The organism is Thermogemmatispora aurantia (assembly GCF_008974285.1).
GTDB classification, from domain to species: Bacteria; Chloroflexota; Ktedonobacteria; order Ktedonobacterales; family Ktedonobacteraceae; genus Thermogemmatispora; species Thermogemmatispora aurantia.
Map to the genome: position 1 here is coordinate 724,276 of NZ_BKZV01000003.1, position 21,315 is coordinate 745,590.

General features: G+C 64.7%; 14 protein-coding genes and 1 CRISPR repeat array. Of the genes, 5 read left to right on the top strand and 9 right to left on the bottom strand.

The features are described from left to right. Window positions 1-114: 114 nt before the first annotated feature. Window positions 115-2,375: direct repeats of the CRISPR family, unit length 37 nt; unit sequence GTCAGAATGCTTATTTAGCCCGCTCTGGGATTGAAAC. A gap of 605 nt (window positions 2,376-2,980) precedes the next feature. The 3 genes from KTAU_RS12550 to KTAU_RS12560 are packed head-to-tail and all read left to right on the top strand — an operon-like array spanning window position 2,981 to window position 6,205. Beyond that, window positions 2,981-3,685, top strand: a complete 705-nt coding sequence (locus tag KTAU_RS12550; RefSeq protein ID WP_151728692.1) for an ArsR/SmtB family transcription factor — start codon at window positions 2,981-2,983, stop codon at window positions 3,683-3,685. Next, on the top strand, window positions 3,685-4,851 hold the full coding sequence (locus KTAU_RS12555; protein ID WP_151728693.1) for an MBL fold metallo-hydrolase: 1,167 nt from the start codon (window positions 3,685-3,687) through the stop codon (window positions 4,849-4,851). The genes KTAU_RS12550 and KTAU_RS12555 overlap by 1 nt, the downstream gene beginning before the upstream one ends. Beyond that, complete coding sequence (locus KTAU_RS12560) at window positions 4,835-6,205, top strand: MFS transporter (RefSeq protein ID WP_151728694.1); 1,371 nt, start codon at window positions 4,835-4,837, stop codon at window positions 6,203-6,205. The genes KTAU_RS12555 and KTAU_RS12560 overlap by 17 nt, the downstream gene beginning before the upstream one ends. Here KTAU_RS12560 and KTAU_RS12565 read toward each other — a convergent pair. The 7 genes from KTAU_RS12565 to KTAU_RS12590 form a co-directional block, all read right to left on the bottom strand. Then, the gene (locus KTAU_RS12565; RefSeq protein WP_151728695.1) at window positions 6,151-7,929 is read right to left on the bottom strand and encodes a helix-turn-helix domain-containing protein; all 1,779 of its coding nucleotides are present in this window, start codon (window positions 7,927-7,929) and stop codon (window positions 6,151-6,153) included. The two genes, KTAU_RS12560 and KTAU_RS12565, sit on opposite strands and share 55 nt — an antisense overlap. A gap of 66 nt (window positions 7,930-7,995) precedes the next feature. Beyond that, the gene (locus KTAU_RS12570) at window positions 7,996-9,603 is read right to left on the bottom strand and encodes a hydantoinase B/oxoprolinase family protein (RefSeq protein ID WP_151728696.1); all 1,608 of its coding nucleotides are present in this window, start codon (window positions 9,601-9,603) and stop codon (window positions 7,996-7,998) included. After that, a complete protein-coding gene (locus KTAU_RS12575) occupies window positions 9,597-11,699 on the bottom strand; it encodes a hydantoinase/oxoprolinase family protein (RefSeq protein WP_151728697.1) in 2,103 nt (700 codons plus the stop codon). Before KTAU_RS12575 ends, KTAU_RS12570 begins: the two co-directional genes overlap by 7 nt. 120 nt (window positions 11,700-11,819) lie before the next feature. Beyond that, window positions 11,820-12,629, bottom strand: coding sequence for a putative hydro-lyase (locus KTAU_RS12580; RefSeq protein WP_151728747.1), 810 nt, complete (start codon window positions 12,627-12,629; stop codon window positions 11,820-11,822). Window positions 12,630-12,705: 76 nt separating this feature from the next. Beyond that, window positions 12,706-14,022, bottom strand: a complete 1,317-nt coding sequence (locus KTAU_RS12585) for an MFS transporter (protein WP_084659184.1) — start codon at window positions 14,020-14,022, stop codon at window positions 12,706-12,708. Between the two features lie 245 nt (window positions 14,023-14,267). Continuing rightward, window positions 14,268-14,504 carry a DUF4129 domain-containing protein gene (locus tag KTAU_RS22385; protein WP_371875084.1) on the bottom strand — a complete coding sequence of 79 codons (237 nt, stop codon included), beginning with the start codon at window positions 14,502-14,504 and terminating at the stop codon, window positions 14,268-14,270. 38 nt (window positions 14,505-14,542) lie between these two features. Continuing rightward, window positions 14,543-15,100, bottom strand: a complete 558-nt coding sequence (locus tag KTAU_RS12590; RefSeq protein ID WP_151728698.1) for a hypothetical protein — start codon at window positions 15,098-15,100, stop codon at window positions 14,543-14,545. A 426-nt stretch (window positions 15,101-15,526) separates the two neighbouring features. Between KTAU_RS12590 and KTAU_RS12595 the strand changes: the two genes are divergently transcribed. Next, window positions 15,527-16,432, top strand: a complete 906-nt coding sequence (locus tag KTAU_RS12595) for a class I SAM-dependent methyltransferase (protein WP_151728699.1) — start codon at window positions 15,527-15,529, stop codon at window positions 16,430-16,432. Between the two features lie 79 nt (window positions 16,433-16,511). Here KTAU_RS12595 and uidA read toward each other — a convergent pair whose 3' ends face one another. Together uidA and KTAU_RS12605 are read right to left on the bottom strand one after the other, a co-directional pair. Continuing rightward, window positions 16,512-18,344: a beta-glucuronidase gene (uidA, locus tag KTAU_RS12600; protein ID WP_151728700.1), complete on the bottom strand. Its 1,833-nt coding sequence runs from the start codon at window positions 18,342-18,344 to the stop codon at window positions 16,512-16,514. 212 nt (window positions 18,345-18,556) lie between these two features. Beyond that, window positions 18,557-19,426, bottom strand: a complete 870-nt coding sequence (locus KTAU_RS12605; RefSeq protein WP_170293263.1) for a class I SAM-dependent methyltransferase — start codon at window positions 19,424-19,426, stop codon at window positions 18,557-18,559. A 402-nt stretch (window positions 19,427-19,828) separates the two neighbouring features. Between KTAU_RS12605 and KTAU_RS12610 the strand changes: the two genes are divergently transcribed. Next, window positions 19,829-21,220: a sensor histidine kinase gene (locus KTAU_RS12610; RefSeq protein WP_170293264.1), complete on the top strand. Its 1,392-nt coding sequence runs from the start codon at window positions 19,829-19,831 to the stop codon at window positions 21,218-21,220. The last annotated feature ends 95 nt before the right edge of the window (window positions 21,221-21,315 follow it).

The following is a 21,315-nucleotide window of genomic DNA, read 5'->3' on the forward strand; positions in this document are numbered from 1 at the left end:
GCCAGAGTGGCTGGCATCATGACCGCGCAACAGCGGTCACTGATGACCGTTTTTTTGGGATGCTCGAAAAGGCTTGACTGAGGCCGCCTGCGATGCTATTCTAGAGAGGGTACCGTCAGAATGCCTGTTTAGCCCGCTCTGGGATTGAAACTCGTCCAGGACGCCGATTCAGTCATTCTTCTCCACAGTCAGAATGCCTGTTTAGCCCGCTCTGGGATTGAAACACCGGGCTTACCAACTCTACCAGCAATGCCTCTACGTCAGAATGCCTGTTTAGCCCGCTCTGGGATTGAAACATAATGGCAGTCTGATCGTATGGGGATTCTAAGAGAAGGTCAGGTCAGAATGCTTATTTAGCCCGCTCTGGGATTGAAACACGAAGAAATACGGCGTTGGCGTTGGCGTTGCCGACAGTCAGAATGCTTATTTAGCCCGCTCTGGGATTGAAACTGGCGAGTTTTCGCTTGCGTATACGCCAGATGCGATTGTGTCAGAATGCTTATTTAGCCCGCTCTGGGATTGAAACCGAAGAGGAGCAAATTGCTTTGAAATAGTCGATGGCGCTTGTCAGAATGCTTATTTAGCCCGCTCTGGGATTGAAACACAACCAACCAGATGAGTATTGCCCCGACCAAGATGAGTCAGAATGCTTATTTAGCCCGCTCTGGGATTGAAACCTTGTTGATAGGCCCGCAGGAGCACGCGGGCACTGATGTCAGAATGCTTATTTAGCCCGCTCTGGGATTGAAACATCTTTCTTATAAACTTGTTACACAAAAAACACCGTTCAGTCAGAATGCTTATTTAGCCCGCTCTGGGATTGAAACTGGCTATTCTGCCCGCTCCCAAGAGTCAACTGCCCCGGTCAGAATGCTTATTTAGCCCGCTCTGGGATTGAAACTGTGTGGCGAGCCGGCTCCTTAAGAGCCAGCTCCTCCGTCAGAATGCTTATTTAGCCCGCTCTGGGATTGAAACTATGCCGGTAATTACTACTTAGCAATGCATGCTGCAAAGTCAGAATGCTTATTTAGCCCGCTCGGGGATTGAAACTTCGCGAAGAGCATCTAGCTCGATCTCCCATGCGATGTCAGAATGCCTGGTTAGCCCGCTCGGGGATTGAAACTCATTGTTGGGCTCCTTTCTCCTGCTCCTCCTGGACAGTCAGAATGCTTATTTAGCCCGCTCGGGGATTGAAACGATGACGATCCACTTGGGCTGGTTGGCGTCGATGAAGTCAGAATGCTTATTTAGCCCGCTCTGGGATTGAAACATCCTTGTCCTGATGGTCACGCGCGTCCCGCTCTTGGTCAGAATGCTTATTTAGCCCGCTCTGGGATTGAAACATTGTTGTGGAATTGTGTACGTGTCTGGGTTTGTGCGGTCAGAATGCTTATTTAGCCCGCTCTGGGATTGAAACAGAAACAACGATCTCTTCGACAGTCTGTGGGGTTAATGTCAGAATGCTTATTTAGCCCGCTCTGGGATTGAAACAGAAACAACGATCTCTTCGACAGTCTGTGGGGTTAATGTCAGAATGCTTATTTAGCCCGCTCTGGGATTGAAACGAGGTCCTTGAGCAGCTAGCAGAGATTGCGGCTAGGGGTCAGAATGCTTATTTAGCCCGCTCTGGGATTGAAACTCCGACGCTTGCGCGCGAGTGTCGCCCGGCGTTCGCGTGTCAGAATGCTTATTTAGCCCGCTCTGGGATTGAAACTAAAACGTTGGGGATACCGAAGAGCAATCCGGTTCGTGTCAGAATGCTTATTTAGCCCGCTCTGGGATTGAAACTGTGTGGCGAGCCGGCTCCTTAAGAGCCAGCTCCTCCGTCAGAATGCTTATTTAGCCCGCTCGGGGATTGAAACTTTTCTTTCATCCACTCTTTCGCCCGACAAGGCTCCCTGTCAGAATGCTTATTTAGCCCGCTCGGGGATTGAAACTATGCCGGTAATTACTACTTAGCAATGCATGCTGCAAAGTCAGAATGCTTATTTAGCCCGCTCGGGGATTGAAACGGAGGCTCCTTTGGCGGCCCTCCCGCCGGAACTGTCGTCAGAATGCTTATTTAGCCCGCTCGGGGATTGAAACCCCGTCGGCTAGCCGGCGCAAGGCCGACAGGCCGCGTCAGAATGCTTATTTAGCCCGCTCGGGGATTGAAACTTCGCGAAGAGCATCTAGCTCGATCTCCCATGCGATGTCAGAATGCCTGGTTCGCCCGCTCGGGGATTGAAACACTCGCCCGCCTCCGCCCGGCACAAGCCCAGACGAAGTCAGAATGCCTGGTTCGCCCGCTCGGGGATTGAAACGACGACGTTGACGGTCCGTAGCAGTACTCCAGTGCGTCAGAACGCTTGGTTCGCCCGCTCGGGGATTGAAACCGAAGCTGCCGATTGTGTCCAGCAGCACCAGCTGTGAGGGGTGTTGTGTCAGGTGGCTGTCTCGCCCGCTCTGGGGTTGGAACCAATCGATCTCGTCCTCATCCCTGAAGAGCCGATCGCGTCAGAATGCTTGCTTCTCCCGTCTGGGGTTGAAAGCACTCGGGACCCTGGCTTATGTAAGGAACAAAATGTCTCCTTTGCCCGCCTGGGATGGGCACCGCCTGACTCCACCTCAGAATCGTTAGCCGCAACCCAGGTTAGGAAGCCCGCCTCATCCGCTCCAGGCTTGTAGCCCTTTGCCCCCACACCCGGCCTTCTCCCCCCACCCCTTGACATCCCTCAATCATTCAATTATTCTATTGAATATCAATCTATCGAAGAACGCAGAGCCTGGCGTAGCCAAACCGGTGACGAGACAGACAAACAGACAGAGAGAGCAGGGTCAGGCGCCGAGCCAGGCCCACCAACAACGGTGCGCCGTCCGTCTCAGCCAGCAGACAAGAGCACCCAGAATCAGACAGGAGTATACACAAGAAGAGCGTAAAGTAGGAAAGAGCAAAACAGAGCAGGACAGAGGAAAAAAGAAGAGGAGAGCAGAGATCGGCGTGGCATACCAGCACCCTGAAAGCAAGCGAGCCTTTAAAAACCAGCTCTACGAACAACTGGCGCGCATCGGCAAAGCCCTGGCCAGCCCTCATCGACTGGAGCTGCTCGACCTCCTCGCCCAGAGCGAGCGCAGCGTCGAAGAGCTAGCCCGTGAGACCACCCTGCCCGTGGCCACCGTCTCCCAGCACCTGCAGATTCTCCACGCGGCGCGGCTCGTCGACGTGCGGCGTCGCGGGCGTCAGCGACGCTATCGCCTGGCCTCCGGCGAAGTCGTGCGCCTCTGGCTGGCCCTGCGGCGCACCGGCGAAGCCCATCTGGCCGAGCTGGAGCACCTCGTCAGCACCTGGCTGCCCGAGCGCCGCCACTGGCCCGCCCTCAGCATCGACGCTGCCCTGGAGCTACTCCAAAGCGGGCGCGCCCTGCTTCTCGACGTGCGCCCTCGCGACGAATACGCCAGCGCCCACCTGCCACAAGCGCGCTCGCTCCCCGTCGCCGAGCTGGCGGCCCACCTGAGCGAGCTGCCCCGCGACTGCGAGATCATCGCCTACTGCCGCGGCCCCTACTGCGTCTTCGCCGACGAAGCCGTCGCCCTCCTGCGCGCCCACGGCTTTCGCGCCTGGCGCCTGGAAGTCGGCGTCCCCGAATGGCAAGAGCGCGGTCTCCCCATCATCCAGGCCCAGGCAGCGGAAAGGAGCGTCCTCTAATGGAGCGCATCAGCGTCGAAACCCTACGCACCTGGCTGGAGAGCGGCCAGGCTGTCACCATCCTCGACGTGCGGCCCACCGCCGCTTATGCCGCCTGGTCGATCCCGGGCAGCCAGCACCTTGACGCCTATGAAGCCCTCAAAGCCGGCCAGCCAGGCGGACTGGACCAGCTCGCCCTACCCAAGGACCGGCCCGTCGTCACCGTCTGCGAGGCCGGCCTGGTCAGCCAGCGCGCCGCCGCTCTCCTAGCCGCCCGCGGCTTCACCGCCTACTCCCTGGAGGGAGGCATGCGCGCCTGGAGCCTGGCCTGGAACACGGCCCCCGTCCTGCCCGAACCTGGCTCCTCCCGACAGCCGGAAGCCGCCAGCACGACGCCAGAGCCAGAGCAGCGGCAGGTCATCCAGATCCGACGCACCGGCAAAGGCTGCCTCTCCTACCTCATCAGCGACGGCGCCGCCGCCCTCGTCCTCGACCCGGCCCTCGATCCCACCGTCTACCAGCAACAAGCCCGACAGTGCGGCTGGCAGATCACCGCCGTCCTGGAAACCCACATCCATGCCGACCACCTTTCACGGGCCCGCGCCCTGGCCGCAGCCTGCGGAGCCGACCTCTACCTGCCCGCCCAACGGCGCGTCAGCTTCCCCTTCAAACCCATCGCCGACGGCCAGCAGCTCACCATCGGGCGCCTGCACCTGCAGGCCCTGCACACGCCCGGCCACACCCCCGAGAGCACCTGCTACCTGCTGCCCGGTCCGCCAGGGAGGCCGGCCCTGCTCTTCAGCGGCGACACCCTCTTTCCCGAGGGCCTCGGGCGTCCCGATCTCGACGCCGACCCCGACGAGGCCCGCCGCCGCGTCGCCCTGCTCTACACCAGCCTGCAGCGCCTGCTCAGCCTGCCCGACGACAGCCTGGTGCTGGCCGGCCACAGCGCGCGCCCGCTGCCCTTCGACGGCCAGCCCGCCCTGACCACCCTGGCCACCGTACGCGGCTGGCTGGCGCCGCTCCTGGCCTCGCCCGCCACCTTCAGCGCCCAGCTACTCAGCAACCTGCCCGCGCCACCGGCCCACTATCAAGAGATCATCGCCGCCAACGAAAGCGGAGAGTGGCCCACCGTCCCACCCGAAGAACTGGAAGGAGGAGCCAATCGCTGTGCGGTCACCCTTTAAGCACCCAGCCGGCCAGAACCAGCGTCCCCAATCAGAGGCACCCCAGCCGCAGCTAGGGCTGCGCGCCAACTGGCAGCAGTTCACCCTGCTCGTCATCATCAACGCCTTCGTCGGCTCGCTCGTCGGCATCGAGCGCACCATCCTGCCGCTGCTGGCCGCCCACGACTTTGGCCTGGCCTCCAAAACCGCCATCCTCTCCTTTCTGATCAGCTTCGGCCTCGTCAAGGCCCTGGCCAACCTGCTGGCGGGCCGCCTCGGCGACCGCTACGGGCGCAAGCGCATCCTCGTTGCTGGCTGGCTCGTCGGCCTGCTAGTCTCGCCCCTCATCATCGTGGCCCCAAACTGGGGCTGGGTCGTCTTCGCCAACGTCCTGCTCGGCATCAACCAGGGCCTGTGCTGGTCAACCACCGTCATCATGAAAATCGACCTGGTGGGACCGCGGCGGCGCGGCCTGGCGATGGGCCTCAACGAGGCCGCGGGCTACCTGGCCGTCTCCGCCGCTGCCCTGGCCGCCGGCTACCTGGCCACCGCCTACGCCCTGCGTCCCCAGCCCTTCCTGCTGGGCACCCTGCTCGCCCTCTGCGGCCTGCTCCTCTCCCTCTTCGGCGCCCGCGAATCGCAGGGCCACGCCCGCCAGGAAGCTCGCCAGTTCCAGACCCAGGCCCGGGCCACCCCTGCCGGCACGGCCCAGACCCCGGAGCAACCCGCCCCCAGCTTCTGGCAGATCGTGGCACACGTCTCCTGGCGCGACCGCACCCTGCTGGCCGTCAGCCAAGCGGGCCTGGTCAATAACCTCAACGACGGCCTCTCCTGGGGCCTCTTCCCCCTCTACTTCGCCGCCGCCGGCCTCGACGCCGCGCACATCGGCTGGCTGGTCGCCGCCTACCCAGCCGTCTGGGGTGCGGGCCAGCTCCTGACAGGAGCCATCTCTGATCGACTGGGGCGCAAAGGGATGATCAGCGTGGGCATGTGGGTGCAGGCCATTGGTCTGGCCCTGATGCTCCTCACGCAGGGCTTCTGGCCCTGGCTTCTGGGGGCCATCCTCCTGGGCAGCGGCACCGCCCTCGTCTACCCGACCCTGCTGGCCGCCGTCAGCGACGTCACCCCGCCCGACTGGCGCGCCTCGGCGGTCGGCGTCTACCGTCTCTGGCGCGACAGCGGCTACGCCATTGGCGGCCTCCTGGCCGGACTGCTGGCCGACCTGCTCTCGATTCCCTGGGCCATCGGCCTGGTCGCCCTCCTCACCTTCCTCTCGGGCTGCCTCGCCGCCCTGCTCATGCGCGAGACCCTGCCCCGGCCTCAGCCGTCGCCGCCGCCCTCCTCCGCCACCAGCATCGCCAGCTCGCGCCCATAATCGGCGGCCCGCTCAACCTCGCCCTGGCGCCAGGCCAGATAGCGCAACAGGCGCAGAACGCGCCGCCACTCGCGCCGCAGCCTGCCCTCACGCACCAGCACCAGCGCCTCGCGCAGATAGCCGCCCGCCGCCTTCAGATCGCCCTGACGCAGCGCCACCTCGCCCAGACCCAACAAGAGACGCCCCTGCGTCGCCGCATCGCTCGACCAGATAGCAATCTGATAGGCGCGCTGCAAATAGAGACGGGCCAGATCATAAAAGCCACGCCGGCGCAGAAAGGGCGCAAAGGCCAACACCCCGCGGATAAAGCGCGCATGGCGTCCATTCTCAAAAGCATACTGCAGGCCGGCCACAATATTGCGGCTCTCCAGCTCCAGAGCGGCATCGTCGTTCCCATGCCGCTCCAGCAGGCCCGTCACATAGGCCACCAGGCGCTCGCCGGCCTGCGGATCGCGCAGATGAGCGCTGGCATAATCGGCAATCGTCTGATGCAACAAATAGCGTCCGGCGCCGCTGCTCTCCAACAGGCCGGCATCGACCAGAGCATCCAGCGCCTCCGGCGGAGCCTGGGCCACCGCCAGGGCCGCCTCCTCGCTAAAGCTATTCGGCTTCGGCGGGAAGACCGACAAGGCGCGCAGCACCTCACGCGCCTGCTCATCGAGCTGCTGATCACTGACAGCAATGGCCGACTGCAGCGAGAGCGGCGTCCCCCAGGCCAGATGCGGCGGCTGCTCCAGTGGACCGCGCATCTCGCTGACATGCAGGCGCTGATGCGAGCTGCGCAAGCGGGCCAGGGCCGCCTGCAGGCGACGCGGCTGGCCGCTATGGGCCTGAGACTGTAAATACTTCCCCAGCAGGGTCAAAGCCAGCGGCAGCCCCCCAACCTCCTCGACCAGGCTCAAAGCCGCGCGCCGATCGTGCGCCACCACCTCCGGCGCCCACTGCGCCAGCAAAGCCAGCCCGTCGGCGCTCTCCAGCTCATGAATCGTCCGCGCTCCCTCACCGGCGATCGCCAGCGCCAGGCGCGGAAAGCGCGTCGTGGCGATCAAGACCGAGCGCGGCCCCCCGATCTTGAAAGCCAGAGCCGCCTCCAGCTCCCAAACATCATCGATGACCAGCACAAAGCCGCGCTGCCCGATGGCCGTCCGCAAGGCACGGGCCCGCGCCTCCAGCGACAGCTCTCCCGTTGCCGGCGGCACCCCCAGCAACTGCTCCCAGCGGCGCAGATGCTCCAACACATTCGGGCGCGGCCCCAGGCCCGCCCAGAGCACCCCCGCCTCAAAGCGCGCCAGCACGCGCGGATCGTGCGCCAACGTCACGGCCAGAGCGGTCTTCCCCACCCCAGGCAACCCACAGAGCGCCAGCGAGCGCCCAGCACAGAGCTGGGCCGTCAGCTCCCCGAGCAGAGTCTCGCGCCCGACCAGGCCGCGCCCCTCGTTTGGCAGCGGCGGCATCGTCGGATCAAGCACCCGCTCCTGACGGCCCTGACCTGGGGAGGTCTCGCGCTCCTGCAGCCCACCCCCGGCCTCCTCCACAAAGCCCAGCTCGCGGGCGCTCTTGCCGAAGAGCTGACAGAGCCTCTCGCGATAATAGGGCTGCGGCGAGGAGACTCCCCGCTCCCAGCGACTGACATTCTTCTCAGACGAGCCGATGGCCTCGGCGACCCTGGCCTGCGACCAGCCTCGCATCTCGCGCTCATGTCTCAGACGCAGATTCGGTTTCATCGTGGGCACTCCTGCAGGAGATGACGACCGGCCTGGTCCAGCCCGGCCCGGGCGGGCCAGCCCGCGCTAGGCACCCTCGGCTGCCGCCAGCGCAGGCGCGGGCGCCTGCCCCCAGCCACCACCGCCAGGCGAGGCGATCACCAGGCGATCGCCCGGCTCAGCGCGGAAATGCACCTTGCCCGGCAGCAAGGTCACCTCGCCATCGCGGCGATAGAGCCAGTTTTCCCCGCAGCGCCCCGGCTCTCCCCCCTGCAGGCCATAGGGCGGCAGGCGGCGCCGCTCCGTCAGCAGCGTCACCTCAGCAGGCGCCTCAAAGCGGATCTCGCGCACCAGCCCATCGCCCCCGCGGGCCTGGCCCGCGCCCCCCGACCCATCGCGCAGCGCATAGCGCGTCACACGCATGGGATAGGCATACTCGAACGCCTCCACCGGCGTATTCAACGTATTGCTCATATGCGTATGCACCCCCGACAGCCCATCGAGGCCCGGGCGGGCCCCCATGCCACCCCCCATTGTCTCATAGTAAGCAAAGGGCTGCTGCGTCCGCGGATCGATCCCCCCGGCAGCAATATTATTCATCGTCCCCTGGCTGGCCGCCGGCACCACCTCCGGCAACGCCTGCGCCAAGGCCCCAAAGATCGCATCGACCAGGCGCTGCGACGTCTCGACATTGCCCTGGGCCACCGCCGCCGGCGGACGCGCATTGACCACCGAGCCCCGCGGCGCAATCACCGTCACGGGCGCGAACGTCCCGTGATTCATCGGCGCATCCTCCGGCATCAGGCAGCGCACCACATAATAGGTCGCCGAACGCGCCACCGAGGCCACCGTATTGACATTGCCGCGCACCTGGGGAGCGCTCCCCGTAAAGTCCACCGTCAACTCGCTGCCACGCACCGTCACCGTCACCGCAATCGGAATGCCCTCGCCCGTCACCCCGTCATCATCCAGATAGTCGGTAAAGCGATAGCAGCCATCGGGAATGGCGGCAATGGTGGCCCGCGCCATACGCGCCGCATAGTCGATCAGCGCCTCCACATGCTCCTCCAGAGCCGCCAGGCCCCAGCGATCGACCAGCTCCTGCAGGCGACGGGCCGCCGTCCGATTGGCCGCCACCTGGGCCGCCAGGTCGCCGCGGCGCTCATCGGGCGTGCGCACATTGCGCAAGAGTAGCGCCAGCAAGGCCCGATTAGGCTGACCCGCCTCCCACAGCTTGAGCGGGGGAATAATCAGCCCCTCCTGATAGATCTCGGTCGCCAGCGGCATCGACCCCGGCGCCATCCCCCCGACATCAGCATGGTGAGCGCGGTTGGCTGCAAAGCCGATCAGGCGCTGCTCCTCCTCGACCTCGACAAAGATCGGCGCAATCAACGTGATATCGGGCAGATGCGTGCCCCCCAGAAACGGATCGTTGAGAGCAATAATATCGCCAGGCGCAAAATGATCGAAGGCCACCAGGGCCTCGGCCACCGAATCGGGCATCGAGCCGAGATGGACCGGGATATGGGCCGCCTGGGCCACCAGGCGCCCGCGGGCATCAAAGAGGGCGCAGGAGAAGTCGCGCCGCTCCTTGATATTGGGCGAGTAGCTGCTGCGCATCAGCACGGCCCCCATCTCCTCGGCAATGGCCGTCAAGGCGCTGCGAAAGATCTCCAGACTGATGGCATCTACCATACGTGCGACCCCTCCTCAGCAAGCTGGGCTGAAGCGGCCTGCGCGGGCTGACGGCGCTGCTGCTGGAGCTGCTGCACGCCCGCCGGGCCATCGCCGGCCAGCTCAATTAAGAGATTGCCAACGGCATCGACGCGCGCCCGCCAGCCTGGCGGCACCACGGTCGTCGTGTCGTATTGGGTGACAATGGCCGGACCGACGAACTGTACTCCCGGCACCAGCGCGCTCCGCTCATAGATAGCCGCCTCATGCGCCACCGGCCCGGCCTCGCCGGCAAAAATGACCTGGCGCCGTTCCAGCGGCTGAACCACCGCCTCCGGCTGCAGCGGCTGACGCTCCAGCACCGGCGGCTCAACCAGGCCGCGCGCCTTGAGACGGACGTTGACTACCTGCACCGGCTCATTGGGATCGCTGTAGCCAAAGCGCCGCTCATGGGCCAGATGGAACTGCTGAGCCGCGCGCGCGCAGTCGCCGCCGAAAGGAATGGTCAGCTCGTACGACTGGCCGACATAGCGCAGATCGAGATAGCGCTCGATCTGAATCCGCTCCCCCGCGAAGCCCTCAGCCAACAGATCGGCCCGCCCCTGCTCCTCCAGAGCCAGTAGCGCCTCCTCAACGGTAGCCTGAGCCTGCTCCTGATCAATGGGCAGCATCAGCGTGCGCACGTAGTCCTTGAGCACGTCGGCCACCAGCATGCCGAGGGCCGAGAGCACCCCCGGAGCCGCCGGGACGAGCACGCGCGGGATCGAGAGGGACGCCGCCAGCTCGCAGGCATGCAGGGGACCAGCCCCCCCAAAGGCGACCAGCGTAAAGTGACGCGGATCAAGCCCACGTTCAACAGAGATCAGGCGAATGGCCGCCTCCATATTGGCATTGGCAATGCGCACGATACCAAGGGCCGCCTCCTCCAGCGACGCCCCCAGCCGGGCAGCGATGCGCCCCACCGCCTGGCGCGCCTGGACGACATCCAGACGCCGGCTGCCGCCCAGGAAGGCATCAGGCAACAGGCGCCCGAGCACCACATGCGCATCAGTCACGGTGGCCTCCGTCCCGCCGCGTCCGTAGGCCGCCGGCCCCGGCACAGCTCCCGCCGAGCGCGGCCCCACGCGCAGGGCGCCACCCAGATCGAACCAGGCCAGGCTGCCCCCGCCGGCCCCCACCGTATGGATATCGATCATCGGCAGCTTCGTCGGATGGCCCCCAATGCGCCCGTCGGTCGTCTCTGTAATCGCCCCCTCGACCAGCGAGACATCGGTCGACGTGCCGCCGATATCGAGGGCAATCAGCCGCTCGATGCCCGAGGCCCGGGCCACAAAGCGCGCCCCCACCACGCCCGCCGCCGGACCAGAGAGCAAGGTCCGCGCCGCCTCACGCCGCGCCATCGCGCTCGATATCGAGCCGCCGTTTGACTGCATGATGCGCAGGCCCGTGCCCGCCGGCAGCGCCTGCTCCAGCTGGCCCAGATAGCGATCGATCAGCGGCCCCACATAGGCATTGAGCACCAGCGTACTGGTGCGCTCGTACTCGCGGAACTCCGGCAGGACCTCCGCCGAGGCCGAGACGTACCAGCCCCGCTGGCGGGCCGCCTCAGCCACGCGCCGCTCATGGGCTGGATTGGCGAAGCTAAAGAGCAGCACCACGGCCACCGCCTCCACTTCTTCGCGCGCCAGCGTGGCCAGGGCCTCTTCGAGCGATCCCTCATCCAGGGGAATGAGCACCTCACCGCGCTCATTGAGCCGCTCGACAACCTCGACCCGCCGCGCCCGCGGCACCAGCGGCGGCACCTTCTGCACGCGCAGATTGTAGAGGCTGGGCCGCGTCTGCCGCCCGATCTCCAACACGTCGCGGAAGCCCGCCGTGGTAATCAGGCCGGTGCGGGCCCCCTTGCCCTCCAGCACGGCATTGGTGGCCACCGTTGAGCCATGCACCAGCGTGCGCAGGCGCGGCAACGCCCCCAGCTCCTGAAGCCCCTCCAGAATGGCCTGCGACGGATCATGCGGGGTCGAGAAGACCTTATGAACGCGCAGCTTTCCCTCCTGAAAGAGCACCAGATCGGTAAACGTGCCTCCCGTATCAACTCCGGCAAGAATTGCAGTCATTCCTGTACTCCTCGACAGTCCTCTCTCCTCTCCTACGACAAGCAGCAGGCGAGCCAGGCCAGCACAGCGCCGATGACCCCGACCTGTCCAGCCCGGCCCGGCCCGGCCCACCTCACGCGCTCAGCGCGGGTTCGTGCTCGTGCGCTGGTCGATCTCCTGGTCGCGCCAATCGGTAATAAACATATATCCCGGGGCGTGAGTGATAGCAAGCGGCGGCTGACTCTCCATGATCACCGCCTGCGGTGTGACGCCACAGGCCCAAAAGACCGGCACCTCGTCGGGGGCCACGGCGATGGGATCGCCCCAGTCGGGCCGTCCCAGATCGGCAATGCCCAGGGCCAGCGGCTCGCCGCAATGCACCGGCGCCCCATGCGCCAGCGGATAGCGCGCCGTCACCTCGCTGGCCCGCGCCACCTGGTCGCCTTTGATCGGGCGCATGCTCACTACCAGCGGCCCATGCAAGCGAGCCGTGGCCTGACAGGGTCGGCTCGTGCGATACATGGCCACGTTGCGCCCTTCCTCCAGATGACGCAGACGGACCCCGGCCTCCAGCAAGGCGCGCTCCGCCGAGAAGGAGCAGCCAAGCAGGAAAGCCACCAGATCGGGACGCCAGAGCGGGAGGAGATCCTCCCGCTCTTCGACCAGCCGGCCCTGGCGATAGACACGGTAACGCGGCAGATCGGTGCGCAGATCGGCCCCGGGCGCCAGGCGGCGCGGCTCAGGGTCGCCTGGGGCCGTCATTTCCAGCAGAGGAAGAGCCTGGGAATTGCGCCGACAGAATTCAGCAAACTCCTCAGCCCAGTCGGCGGGCAGAATCACCAGATTGGCCTGGACATGGCCCAGGGCCAGCCCGGTTGTTGGACGGCGCCAGCGGCCCGCGCGGATCAGCTGGCGCGCCTCCGCCGCGCTCAGGCGAGCGAGTTCTTCCATCTGCATGGCAGTCGTCAGAACCTCCTTTCAGATCAAGGAAGGAAGGCAAAGCACGGCAACGAGTCAGCGGCGCGGCCTAATCGACGGCCACCAGACGCTTGCCGCGCGTCTCCGGCAGCAGCAGGAGAGCGATCAGGCAGAGGGCATAAGCACAGGCACCGAAGCCGATGGCGCCCCCCAGGCCAATAGCTCCCGAGAGGAAGCCAATGATCGTCGGGAAGAAGGCCCCCACGCCACGCCCGAAATTGTAGCAGAAGCCCTGGCCAGCCCCGCGGGCCCGCGACGGGAAGATCTCCGCCAGGAAAGAGCCGAAGCCGCTGAAGATGCCCGAAGCAAAGAAGCCCAGCGGCGCCCCCAGGACCAGCAGCAGCCCATTCGCGCCGCTCGGAATCTGGGTGTAGAGGAAAATCAAGGCGGCGCTACAAATAGCGTAGATGGCAAAGGTCGGACGGCGGCCCAGCCAGTCATTGATATAGCCGCTGGTCACATAGCCCACGAAGGAGCCGATAATGACCACCGCCAGATAGGGAGCGCTGCCCACCACCGAGAGATGGCGCACCGTCTTCAGGAAGGTCGGCAGCCAGGTAAAGATCGCATAATAGCCGCCCTGGGCCCCAATGGCCAGCAAGGTGGCTGGCAGCGTGCGCCCAAGCAGGTCCGGCTGAAAGATCTGCAACAGCGAGCTGCGGGTACTGGGCATCCGGTCCCCGGCGGCCTGCTGCTCAGCGGCGCGCGTCTGGACAAAGACCTCCGGCTCCGGCACGCGCGAGCGCACATAGAGGGTCAGAAGTCCGGGCAAGATGCCCAGGCAGAAGGAGATGCGCCAGGCGATGGAGACCGGGAAGAAGGAGAAGACCAGGGTATAGGCGACGAGGGCCAGACCCCAGCCGACAGCCCACGAGCTTTGCACCATCCCCAAGACACGCCCGCGCTGGGCCGGATCGGCCACCTCAGCGATGAGAATGGCGCCGGCGGCCCACTCGCCACCGAAGCCCAGACCCTGGAGCGAGCGGAACAGGAGCAGGAAGCCGTAGTTGGGCGCCAGGCCCGAGAGGAAAGTAAAGAGCGAATAGACGGCAATCGTCAGCATCAAGGTGCGGACACGCCCGATCAGGTCAGCAAAGACGCCGGCCAGAATGCCGCCGAAGGCCGAGACGACCAGCGTCACCGTGGCAATCAGGCCCGACTGACCGGTCGTCAGCCCGAAGGCCGCCGCCGTGGCTGTCAGCACGAAGGAAAAGATCTGGTAGTCGAAGGCATCGAGGGCGTAGCCGAGGAAGGCGGCCCAGAAGGCATGCCTGGAGGAGCCGCGCAGGGTGCGATACCAGTCCAGAGAGAGGAGACGGCTACGCTGGGGGGTAACGAGACCGCTGTGGCCTTGCTCAAGGTTCATGGCAGTGGGTCCTCCCGCAAGTCAGCGAAGACATAGGCAGACGAGCGGAGCGAAGCGAAGCGCAGTCAGGCAGACCAGCACAGGCCAGGCTGCTGGTTCGGCTGGCCGCCGGAGGGCGGGCGCGGGCGATCATGGGCCAGGGCTGCCTGTGGCCTCCGTTCCCTTCAGCTCAGCTCTGATTTGATAGAGAAGACAGTACCTGAGCGCGGGCCGTAGCGCCAGCCCAGCGGGAGGACAAACAGGGATCATCTGCTCCCCTTCTGAGGGGACAAGCGAGAGCAAGCCGTGCGCCAGCAAGGCCGCCCTTGTACCCAGCGCTGGTGCAGAGCTGCTGTCCGCTCGGCGTTCACAGGATGACGGCCATAGCGTTCGCCCAGATAGGCCTGCGTGAGCTGGGTCGCGAACTCCACCAGTTCAGGCACAGTCATCTCGGTCCCATCTGCAGGATCAGTCTGGCGGCTCGGCTTCCCCTGCTCATTCATTCAGCGCGACCCGGCCCGGCCTGCTCCCGCTTCGTCGTCTACTCGGGCAGCATCGTCATCGCCGCTCTGATCGCTCCCAGGCTTTCCCGAATGCGATCAAGGTGCTCCTGCGGCACGGCGATCGGCTCCTGCAGGTTCAGGGCGGCCCCACCAGGGACGATGCTAAAGGTGCGATTCTGCATCGGCAGCTGGCGAATCCCGGCCTCCACAGGATGATAATTTCCCTCCACTTGATCGAGCTGCGCCAGCACCAGACGCTTGACAGCAGCCGCCTGTTTCTTCGTCTCCGTGGCCACAGCCTGGCCCGCCTGTGAGCCAGCCTGCGTTCCCACCGAGACCCCAAAGGCCGCCGCCGCAATCGTACTGATGCTGGAAACCGAGACGCTCAGGACCGCCACAATGTCGCTCGCGGTCGTGAGTCGCCCATTGCTCAGGACCAGGATCAAGACAAGCACGATGCCGAGCAAGGCCACTATAATGATGAGAAAATCCCGGAGACCGCCGATGAGAGCTACCTGGACCGGGGCCGTGCTCTCCGTCCCTCTCGCCGTCCCCGCAGCTTGCGCTCCATCCGTTGTCTTGGACAGCGGCGCCATATCACAAGCCTCCTTTCAGCTGACCCCCTGACAGAGGACGCTGTCTCTCTCTGGGAAGAAACGTGCCCCTGCCCTTTTTTTGGGGCCATGACTGGAGCCGAGTGGGCCAGTTGCTCTGCGGGAAAGAAGGGCACCTTCACCCCCTACACTCTCCAACGCCGAGGTGAGCGACGCTCAAGCCTGCAGCCTCCCCGTCCTTTCCTTCTCCTTCAGTTAATGAGAGCATGCCCACTGCTACGTCATATCCTGCGGCATCTGACAGTCCTTTCTGCAGACAAGAGTCGTCGAGCAGCTCTGCTTGCCAGCCGTGCAGCAGCATGCTACTATGAAGGCATCTCTCGAAAAATCCGCTATCGCCCCTAGAGGATAGCCACTCAGGCTCGTTGACAAACGAGCCTCGTTGGCTCCAGAGGAGGTAGAGCCTAGATGAGCAAGGCCCATGAGGACGCCTCGCCCTCAACCTACGTCATCGATCCCGAGCAGGCCGCCGAACTGGCACGCCTGATGCAACAGGAGCGTGTGGTGACCGAAGGGATGGGGGGTCTCTTTCCCGAAGGACAGGAGTTGCCCGAAGATGGGCGGGTGCTGGATCTCGCGTGCGGCCCCGGCGGCTGGGCGCTGGAACTGGCGTTCGCTTATCCCCAGCTGAGCGTCTATGGTGTCGACATCAGCGCTTCCATTATCGAGTACGCCCGAGCGCAAGCCCAGTCGTGCCGCCTGGAGAACGTACACTTCCGCACGATGAACATCATGCAGCCGCTGGCCTTCCCCGATGGCTTCTTTGACCTGATCAACGCGCGCTTCATCGCCTGGTTTATGACGCCGGCGGCCTGGCCCCGCTTGCTGGCAGAATGTCGGCGCCTGCTCAAGCCCGGCGGGATTATCCGCCTGACCGAGGGGGAGCCACCGCTGACGACCAGCGCCGCTTTTGAAGCGCTGATGGACCTGGCGACTCGCGCGCTCCAGCGGGCCGGCCAGAGCTTCTCACCAGACGGGCGCCATGTTGGCATCACGCCCATGCTGCCCCGCCTGCTGCGCCAGGCCGGCTTTGAAGAGGTGCACCTGCGCGCCAGTGCCATCGAATGGTCGAGCGGTACCCCAGCCCATGACGGCTTTTTCAAGGACTTCTTGATCGCCTTTGAGATCGGGCGTCCCTTCTCGGTGAAACTGGGCCTGGCCACCCTGGAGGAGCTAGAGCGACTGAGCCAGCAGGCCGTGGCCGAGATGCAGCAAGATGAGTTCTGCGCCGTGAGTGTGCTGCTGACGGTCTGGGGCCGCCAACCCGCCACAGCGCCGGCCAGCACCAGCGAGCAGGAGGGGCAGCCTGGCTGAGATGAGGCCAGCCGCTGTGGTGCCCATCCTGCGCACTCAGCGGGAAGACGGCTGGCGGGACGGGCACCAGGCCACCGCCTCACTCCCGGGAAGAAGGCTGGAGCTTGTAGCCAAAATCGGGAATGGCCCGCCAGCGCGCGCGCAGGGTATGGGCCGCCAGCTTGGGCCGCCGGTCCCGCGTAAAGATCCCCTTGCGATTGCCCTGCACGCGCGTGATGCCCTGCTCCGTCTGGAAATCGGCGAAGTTCCAGACATGCTCACCGATAACAGCGGGGCAGGCATCCAAGACCTCATGATAGGTCTGCAGCAGAGCCGCCTGGTACTCTTCTGAGAACATGGTCGGCGGCTCGTCATGCATGCCAGCGAGGGCATCGGCCCCGTATTCGCTCAAGAGGATTGGCTTGCCCGGCAGACGCTTCATCCACTCCCTCAGCTCGGCCTGCAACAAGGCTCGCGCCGCTTCCAGACGCCCACCGTGGACATACCAGCCATAGTAGCGGTTCAGGGCAATGACGTCGAGCAGGTCAGCAACGGTATCGCTGGCCGGCGTGGCCCACATCTGCAAGGTAATGGTCAGCGGACGGCACTGCGGATCAAGCTGACGCGCCAGGCGCAGCAACGGCTCAAAGTAGGCACGGGCGCCTTCCTCTTCAGTGGCCGGTTCGTTGGCCACCGACCACATGACAACGCAAGCATGGTTTTTGTCGCGGGCGATCAGCTCGCGCAGGGCCTGCTCATGCTGTGCCGCCGTTGTCAGCTCTCGCCAGGTCTGGCGCCGCGCGCTACCCGGGCCAGAACCAAGGTTGAGGTGGAGGCCCACCGCTGGCACCTCATCGATAACGACCAGGCCCAGACGGTCGGCCAGACGCATCAGCTCCTCGGCATAGGGATAGTGCGAGGTGCGGAAAGAATTGGCCCCGAGCCAGCGCAAGAGGTTGAGGTCCTTGACGCACACAGCCTCATCGAGGCCACGCCCGTGAATCGGGAAATCTTCGTGCTTGCCGCAGCCCTTGAAATAAAAAGGCTTGCCGTTGAGCAGGAACTGCCCATCTTCGACGGCCACCGTGCGCACCCCAAACGGCTCCTCGTAGCTGTCCAGAGGCTCGCCACTCCCGTCACCGTCCCAGAGTTCAACCAGGCAGGTGTAGAGATAGGGCTGACCTGGCTCCCACGGCTGCACATCTTTGATGCGTAGCTGGCCTTCCGTTCCTTGACCACTGGCCACCGTCCGGCCCTCGGCATCCAGCAGCCGCAGGCGCACAGCAACCGCCTCGCGCCCGACCCCATCGACGACCACGCGGTAGGAGACCAGGCCATCGGCCCCGTCGAGGGCGCTGGTGAGCACAATATCGCGGATGTAGGTGGCGGGCGTCGTGTAGAGGCGCACGGGACGATGGATGCCGGCATAGTTGAAGAAGTCGAAGTTGGGGATGTCCGTGACCAGCCGGCTGCCGTCGGGAAGCTGCTCCTCGCGATAGTGGGCGACGGGCAGGGTGCTGTAGTCAAGGGTGTTGTCGACCAGGACGGTCAGACGGTTCTTGCCCGGTTGGGCCAGAGCATTGATTTCGGCTTCGAAAGGTGTGAAGCCACCGCGGTGGGCGACCAGCGGCTGCCCGTTGAGGTAGACCTGCGCAGCATGGGCTACGGCCCCGAAGCGCAAGACAAGGCGCCGCTCCAGCAGGCGGCGAGGAATGAGCAGTTCGCGCTCGTACCAGACCCGCCCGACATGGTCGCGATCGGCGGCGGCTGCACCAAGCTCGTTAAAAGAGGCTGGCACCGGCATAGGCACGCTCTCCCGCAGCGGGCGCTCATACCAGCGCTCGGCCAGTCCCTGACCAGGGTCCAGGCGGAACTGCCAGATACCGTTGAGATCAAAGACTTCCCGCGTGTCGGTCATGATCGGATAGAGCATTGCGCGCTTTCAGTTCCTCCTCCTCTGCTTTTCTACTGCTGATCCTGCCTGGAAGCCGGCGTGGGCCAGGATGACACAGCGTCGGGTCAACCCGGCTCGCGCTTGCTCCTCTCCTCCCTTCCTTCTCTTCTGCCATCCCCCACTGGCCCCAACCGCAACCAGTGGGCAGGGGAGAGACGAGGGAAGACGGAGTTGAGGCCCTGGCAAGGTCATTAGGCTTCCGGCCTGCGCCCCCAGACAGTGAGAAAGTTCCAGATGGCACAGAACTCTTCCTGCTGCATCTCAGCAATCGCCAGCTGATAGAGGCGAGCCAGTTCCTCGCGGGTCGCTACGCCCATGCGCACCATGAATGGCTGGATGAGGTCCAGGAAGACCAGGTAGTCCTTGAAGAAGGGATAGTGATAGGGTGTATCCGCCGACCACTCAATAGCACAGGGACGCAGGTGCACATCGACAAAGCCGGCTCGACGCACCAGGCGCGGCAGAACGGGCGTAATGCCGAAGTGGCGCCCATCGGGCGAGAAGCTCAACCCCGCACGTTTCATGGCCAGCGCCCCCAGGGCAGCGAAGCGCTCAAAGGCCGGGCTGGTGGTCAGAACTGGCTCCATCTCGGTCAGGCGAATGATTCCGCCAGGTTTGAGCAGACGCCGGCACTCCGCTAATAGCTGCGGCCAGGCTTCAGGCCGCATGAAGCCACACATCAGGCGTCCATTGATCAGATCGAAGGAGGCGTCGGGGAAAGCCAGCGGCTCCATGACATTCATGACGCGAAAGTGGACATTGGCGAGGCGACGCGACCCGGCTTGAGCGTTGGCGTACTCGACAATCTGAGGGCTGATATCGACTCCAATGATTTCAAGGTGGGGATAAGCAAAAGCGACCTCCAGGGTCCACCCTCCAGGGCCACAGGCCAGATCGAGCAGGCGTCCATCCTCGGGCAGCTGCTGCCCCTCCGGGAAGAGTCCCCCCAGGGCTGTCGTCAAGATACGATCCTGCTGCATGAGACGCGCCAGCTCGGCAGCCTGTTCCGAGTCGATCACGTAGGTATTCTCGCCCGGCTGTGCCTCATCGCGCTCATCCATGAGGTTCCTCCTTCCTCTCATCTCAGTCGGAGAGAAATCAGCCAACTGTTGTGCGCGCCTTGTGCCATCGCGCTTTGTGAGCATGGTACCATGCCAGTAACAAGGGCGCAAGCCTCAGCAAATTCACAGAAACGGGAGCAGTAGCCACCATGATCCCCCACGGGCAAAGAGCGCCCGGCTGGCGCAGCCGCGGCCAGACTGACCAGGGTTGTGACAACTTTGTGAGGATGGAGACACCGGGCGTGATGGTATGGTGATTCCTTCTCTGCTAGAATGAGGGCAACCCACTATCCAAGCTGGACAGGAGAGAACTGGGCCGCTCGGCTTGCTCAGGCGCGCCTCCCGCCACCTCAGCAGGGGATAGCGCGCCCAGCGGGGAAGGGAGTCAGGAGAGGAGCCGCTATGAGCTATCGTGATCGCTCTTTGTTTGCCGATGAAGCTGCGCCGGCGGAGCGGGCCGCGGCTCTTCAGAGGGAGCTGCTGACCCTGCTACCGGCACTGGCAACGGCGCCGCTGGCAGAGGTGGCCGCCGCCTTGCTGGAGACCCTGCGTGAGGCGACAGCCGCCGAGCACGGTGCCCTCTTCCTGCACTGGGACACCTCTCAGGAAGCTCCGCAACAGGCGGAGAAGCTGCAGTTGCTGGCGGCGCAGCGCCTCGAAGAGGAGCAGGCCCGGGCGCTGGTCAGTGTGGCCGGCGCCGGCAGTCCGCCCACACCGGCCAGGTTCAGCGCTGGCGAGCAAGCCTTGCGCCACAGCCAGGTACAGACTGCCGAGACAGGCTGGCTGCTGCTGCATCTGCCGCTGGTGACGCTGCGAGCAGAGAAGGCAGATCCTACCGCAGCCAGACCCGCGCTGCTGGCACTGTTAGGACGTGCGAGCCAGTCAGCCCTGTTTGATGGCTGGCTGAGGGAGAGTACGGCCCTCATCGCCGCTAATCAGCACCTGCTCACCGCCCTGGTGCGTCAGGCCCTGCTCGCCGAGCTGCTGACTGGCGCTGGACAGGCGTCGCCAACGCCTACAAGCCGGACCACGCCAGCTGGTCCTCAGAGCGAGCTGCTGGCCACGCTCAGCCACGAGCTGCGCAGCCCTCTGGCGATCATCAGCGCCTCCGTTTCGACCCTCCTGCGCCACGAGCGTCGCCTGCCCCTGGCTGAGCGCCGCCTGCTACTGGAAACCGTTCAGGAAGCCGGCGATCGCCTGATTCAGCTCTGCGACCGCTTTCTGGAGCTGAGCGAGCTGGAGGCCGGTCTGCTACGCCTGGAGCCGACCGCCGTTGACCCGCTCAGTGTAGTGCACGAGGCCCTGCTGGCCGCCGCGCAGCGACTGGCGCCCGAGCAAAAGGAGATATTTGCCTTCCAGGTGGTGCCGCTCGATGCAAGTGGGGTCCCAACGGAGAGCATTCCCTCAGTGCTGGCCGACCGCCGCCGTCTGCGCGAGATCCTTGATCACCTGCTGGAGAACGCCATTCGCTTCTCGCCCGCCGGGGGCGAGATCCGCGTGGTTCTGCGCCCGCAGCCGGCCTCTGCCGCCGGAACCAGCCAGCTGGCGCCCGCGGTAGAGATTTGTATCAGTGACCAGGGGCGCGGCATCCCGCCGGAGCAGCTTCCGCAGATTTTCCAGCGCTTCTACCGCGGCGATACTGGCCTGGCACGTCAGGTCGACGGCCTGGGACTGGGCCTGACGCTCTGCAAGTATCTGGTCGAGCTGCAGGGGGGCCAGATCTGGGCCGAGAGCGAGCCGGAGCAGGGCAGCACTTTTCATCTGCTGCTGCCAGCCATCACGCCGGCAGCCTGAGCTGGCGTCGGACCGGGCCCTGGCGAGCCGGCTAGCTACCCTCACCGCCGCTCTCCGCCCCCGATCCGACAACGCGCTCGTAAGAGGAGGATAAC

Coding starts and splice junctions, on each gene's coding strand:
- KTAU_RS22385 (WP_371875084.1), bottom strand. CDS start 14,504: ATGAATGAGCAGGGGAAGCCGAGCCGCCAGACTGATCCTGCAGATGGG.
- KTAU_RS12580 (WP_151728747.1), bottom strand. CDS start 12,629: ATGGAAGAACTCGCTCGCCTGAGCGCGGCGGAGGCGCGCCAGCTGATC.
- KTAU_RS12575 (WP_151728697.1), bottom strand. CDS start 11,699: ATGACTGCAATTCTTGCCGGAGTTGATACGGGAGGCACGTTTACCGAT.
- KTAU_RS12610 (WP_170293264.1), top strand. CDS start 19,829: ATGAGCTATCGTGATCGCTCTTTGTTTGCCGATGAAGCTGCGCCGGCG.
- KTAU_RS12555 (WP_151728693.1), top strand. CDS start 3,685: ATGGAGCGCATCAGCGTCGAAACCCTACGCACCTGGCTGGAGAGCGGC.
- KTAU_RS12590 (WP_151728698.1), bottom strand. CDS start 15,100: ATGGCGCCGCTGTCCAAGACAACGGATGGAGCGCAAGCTGCGGGGACG.
- KTAU_RS12565 (WP_151728695.1), bottom strand. CDS start 7,929: ATGAAACCGAATCTGCGTCTGAGACATGAGCGCGAGATGCGAGGCTGG.
- KTAU_RS12570 (WP_151728696.1), bottom strand. CDS start 9,603: ATGGTAGATGCCATCAGTCTGGAGATCTTTCGCAGCGCCTTGACGGCC.
- KTAU_RS12585 (WP_084659184.1), bottom strand. CDS start 14,022: ATGAACCTTGAGCAAGGCCACAGCGGTCTCGTTACCCCCCAGCGTAGC.
- uidA (WP_151728700.1), bottom strand. CDS start 18,344: ATGCTCTATCCGATCATGACCGACACGCGGGAAGTCTTTGATCTCAAC.
- KTAU_RS12605 (WP_170293263.1), bottom strand. CDS start 19,426: ATGGATGAGCGCGATGAGGCACAGCCGGGCGAGAATACCTACGTGATC.
- KTAU_RS12595 (WP_151728699.1), top strand. CDS start 15,527: ATGAGCAAGGCCCATGAGGACGCCTCGCCCTCAACCTACGTCATCGAT.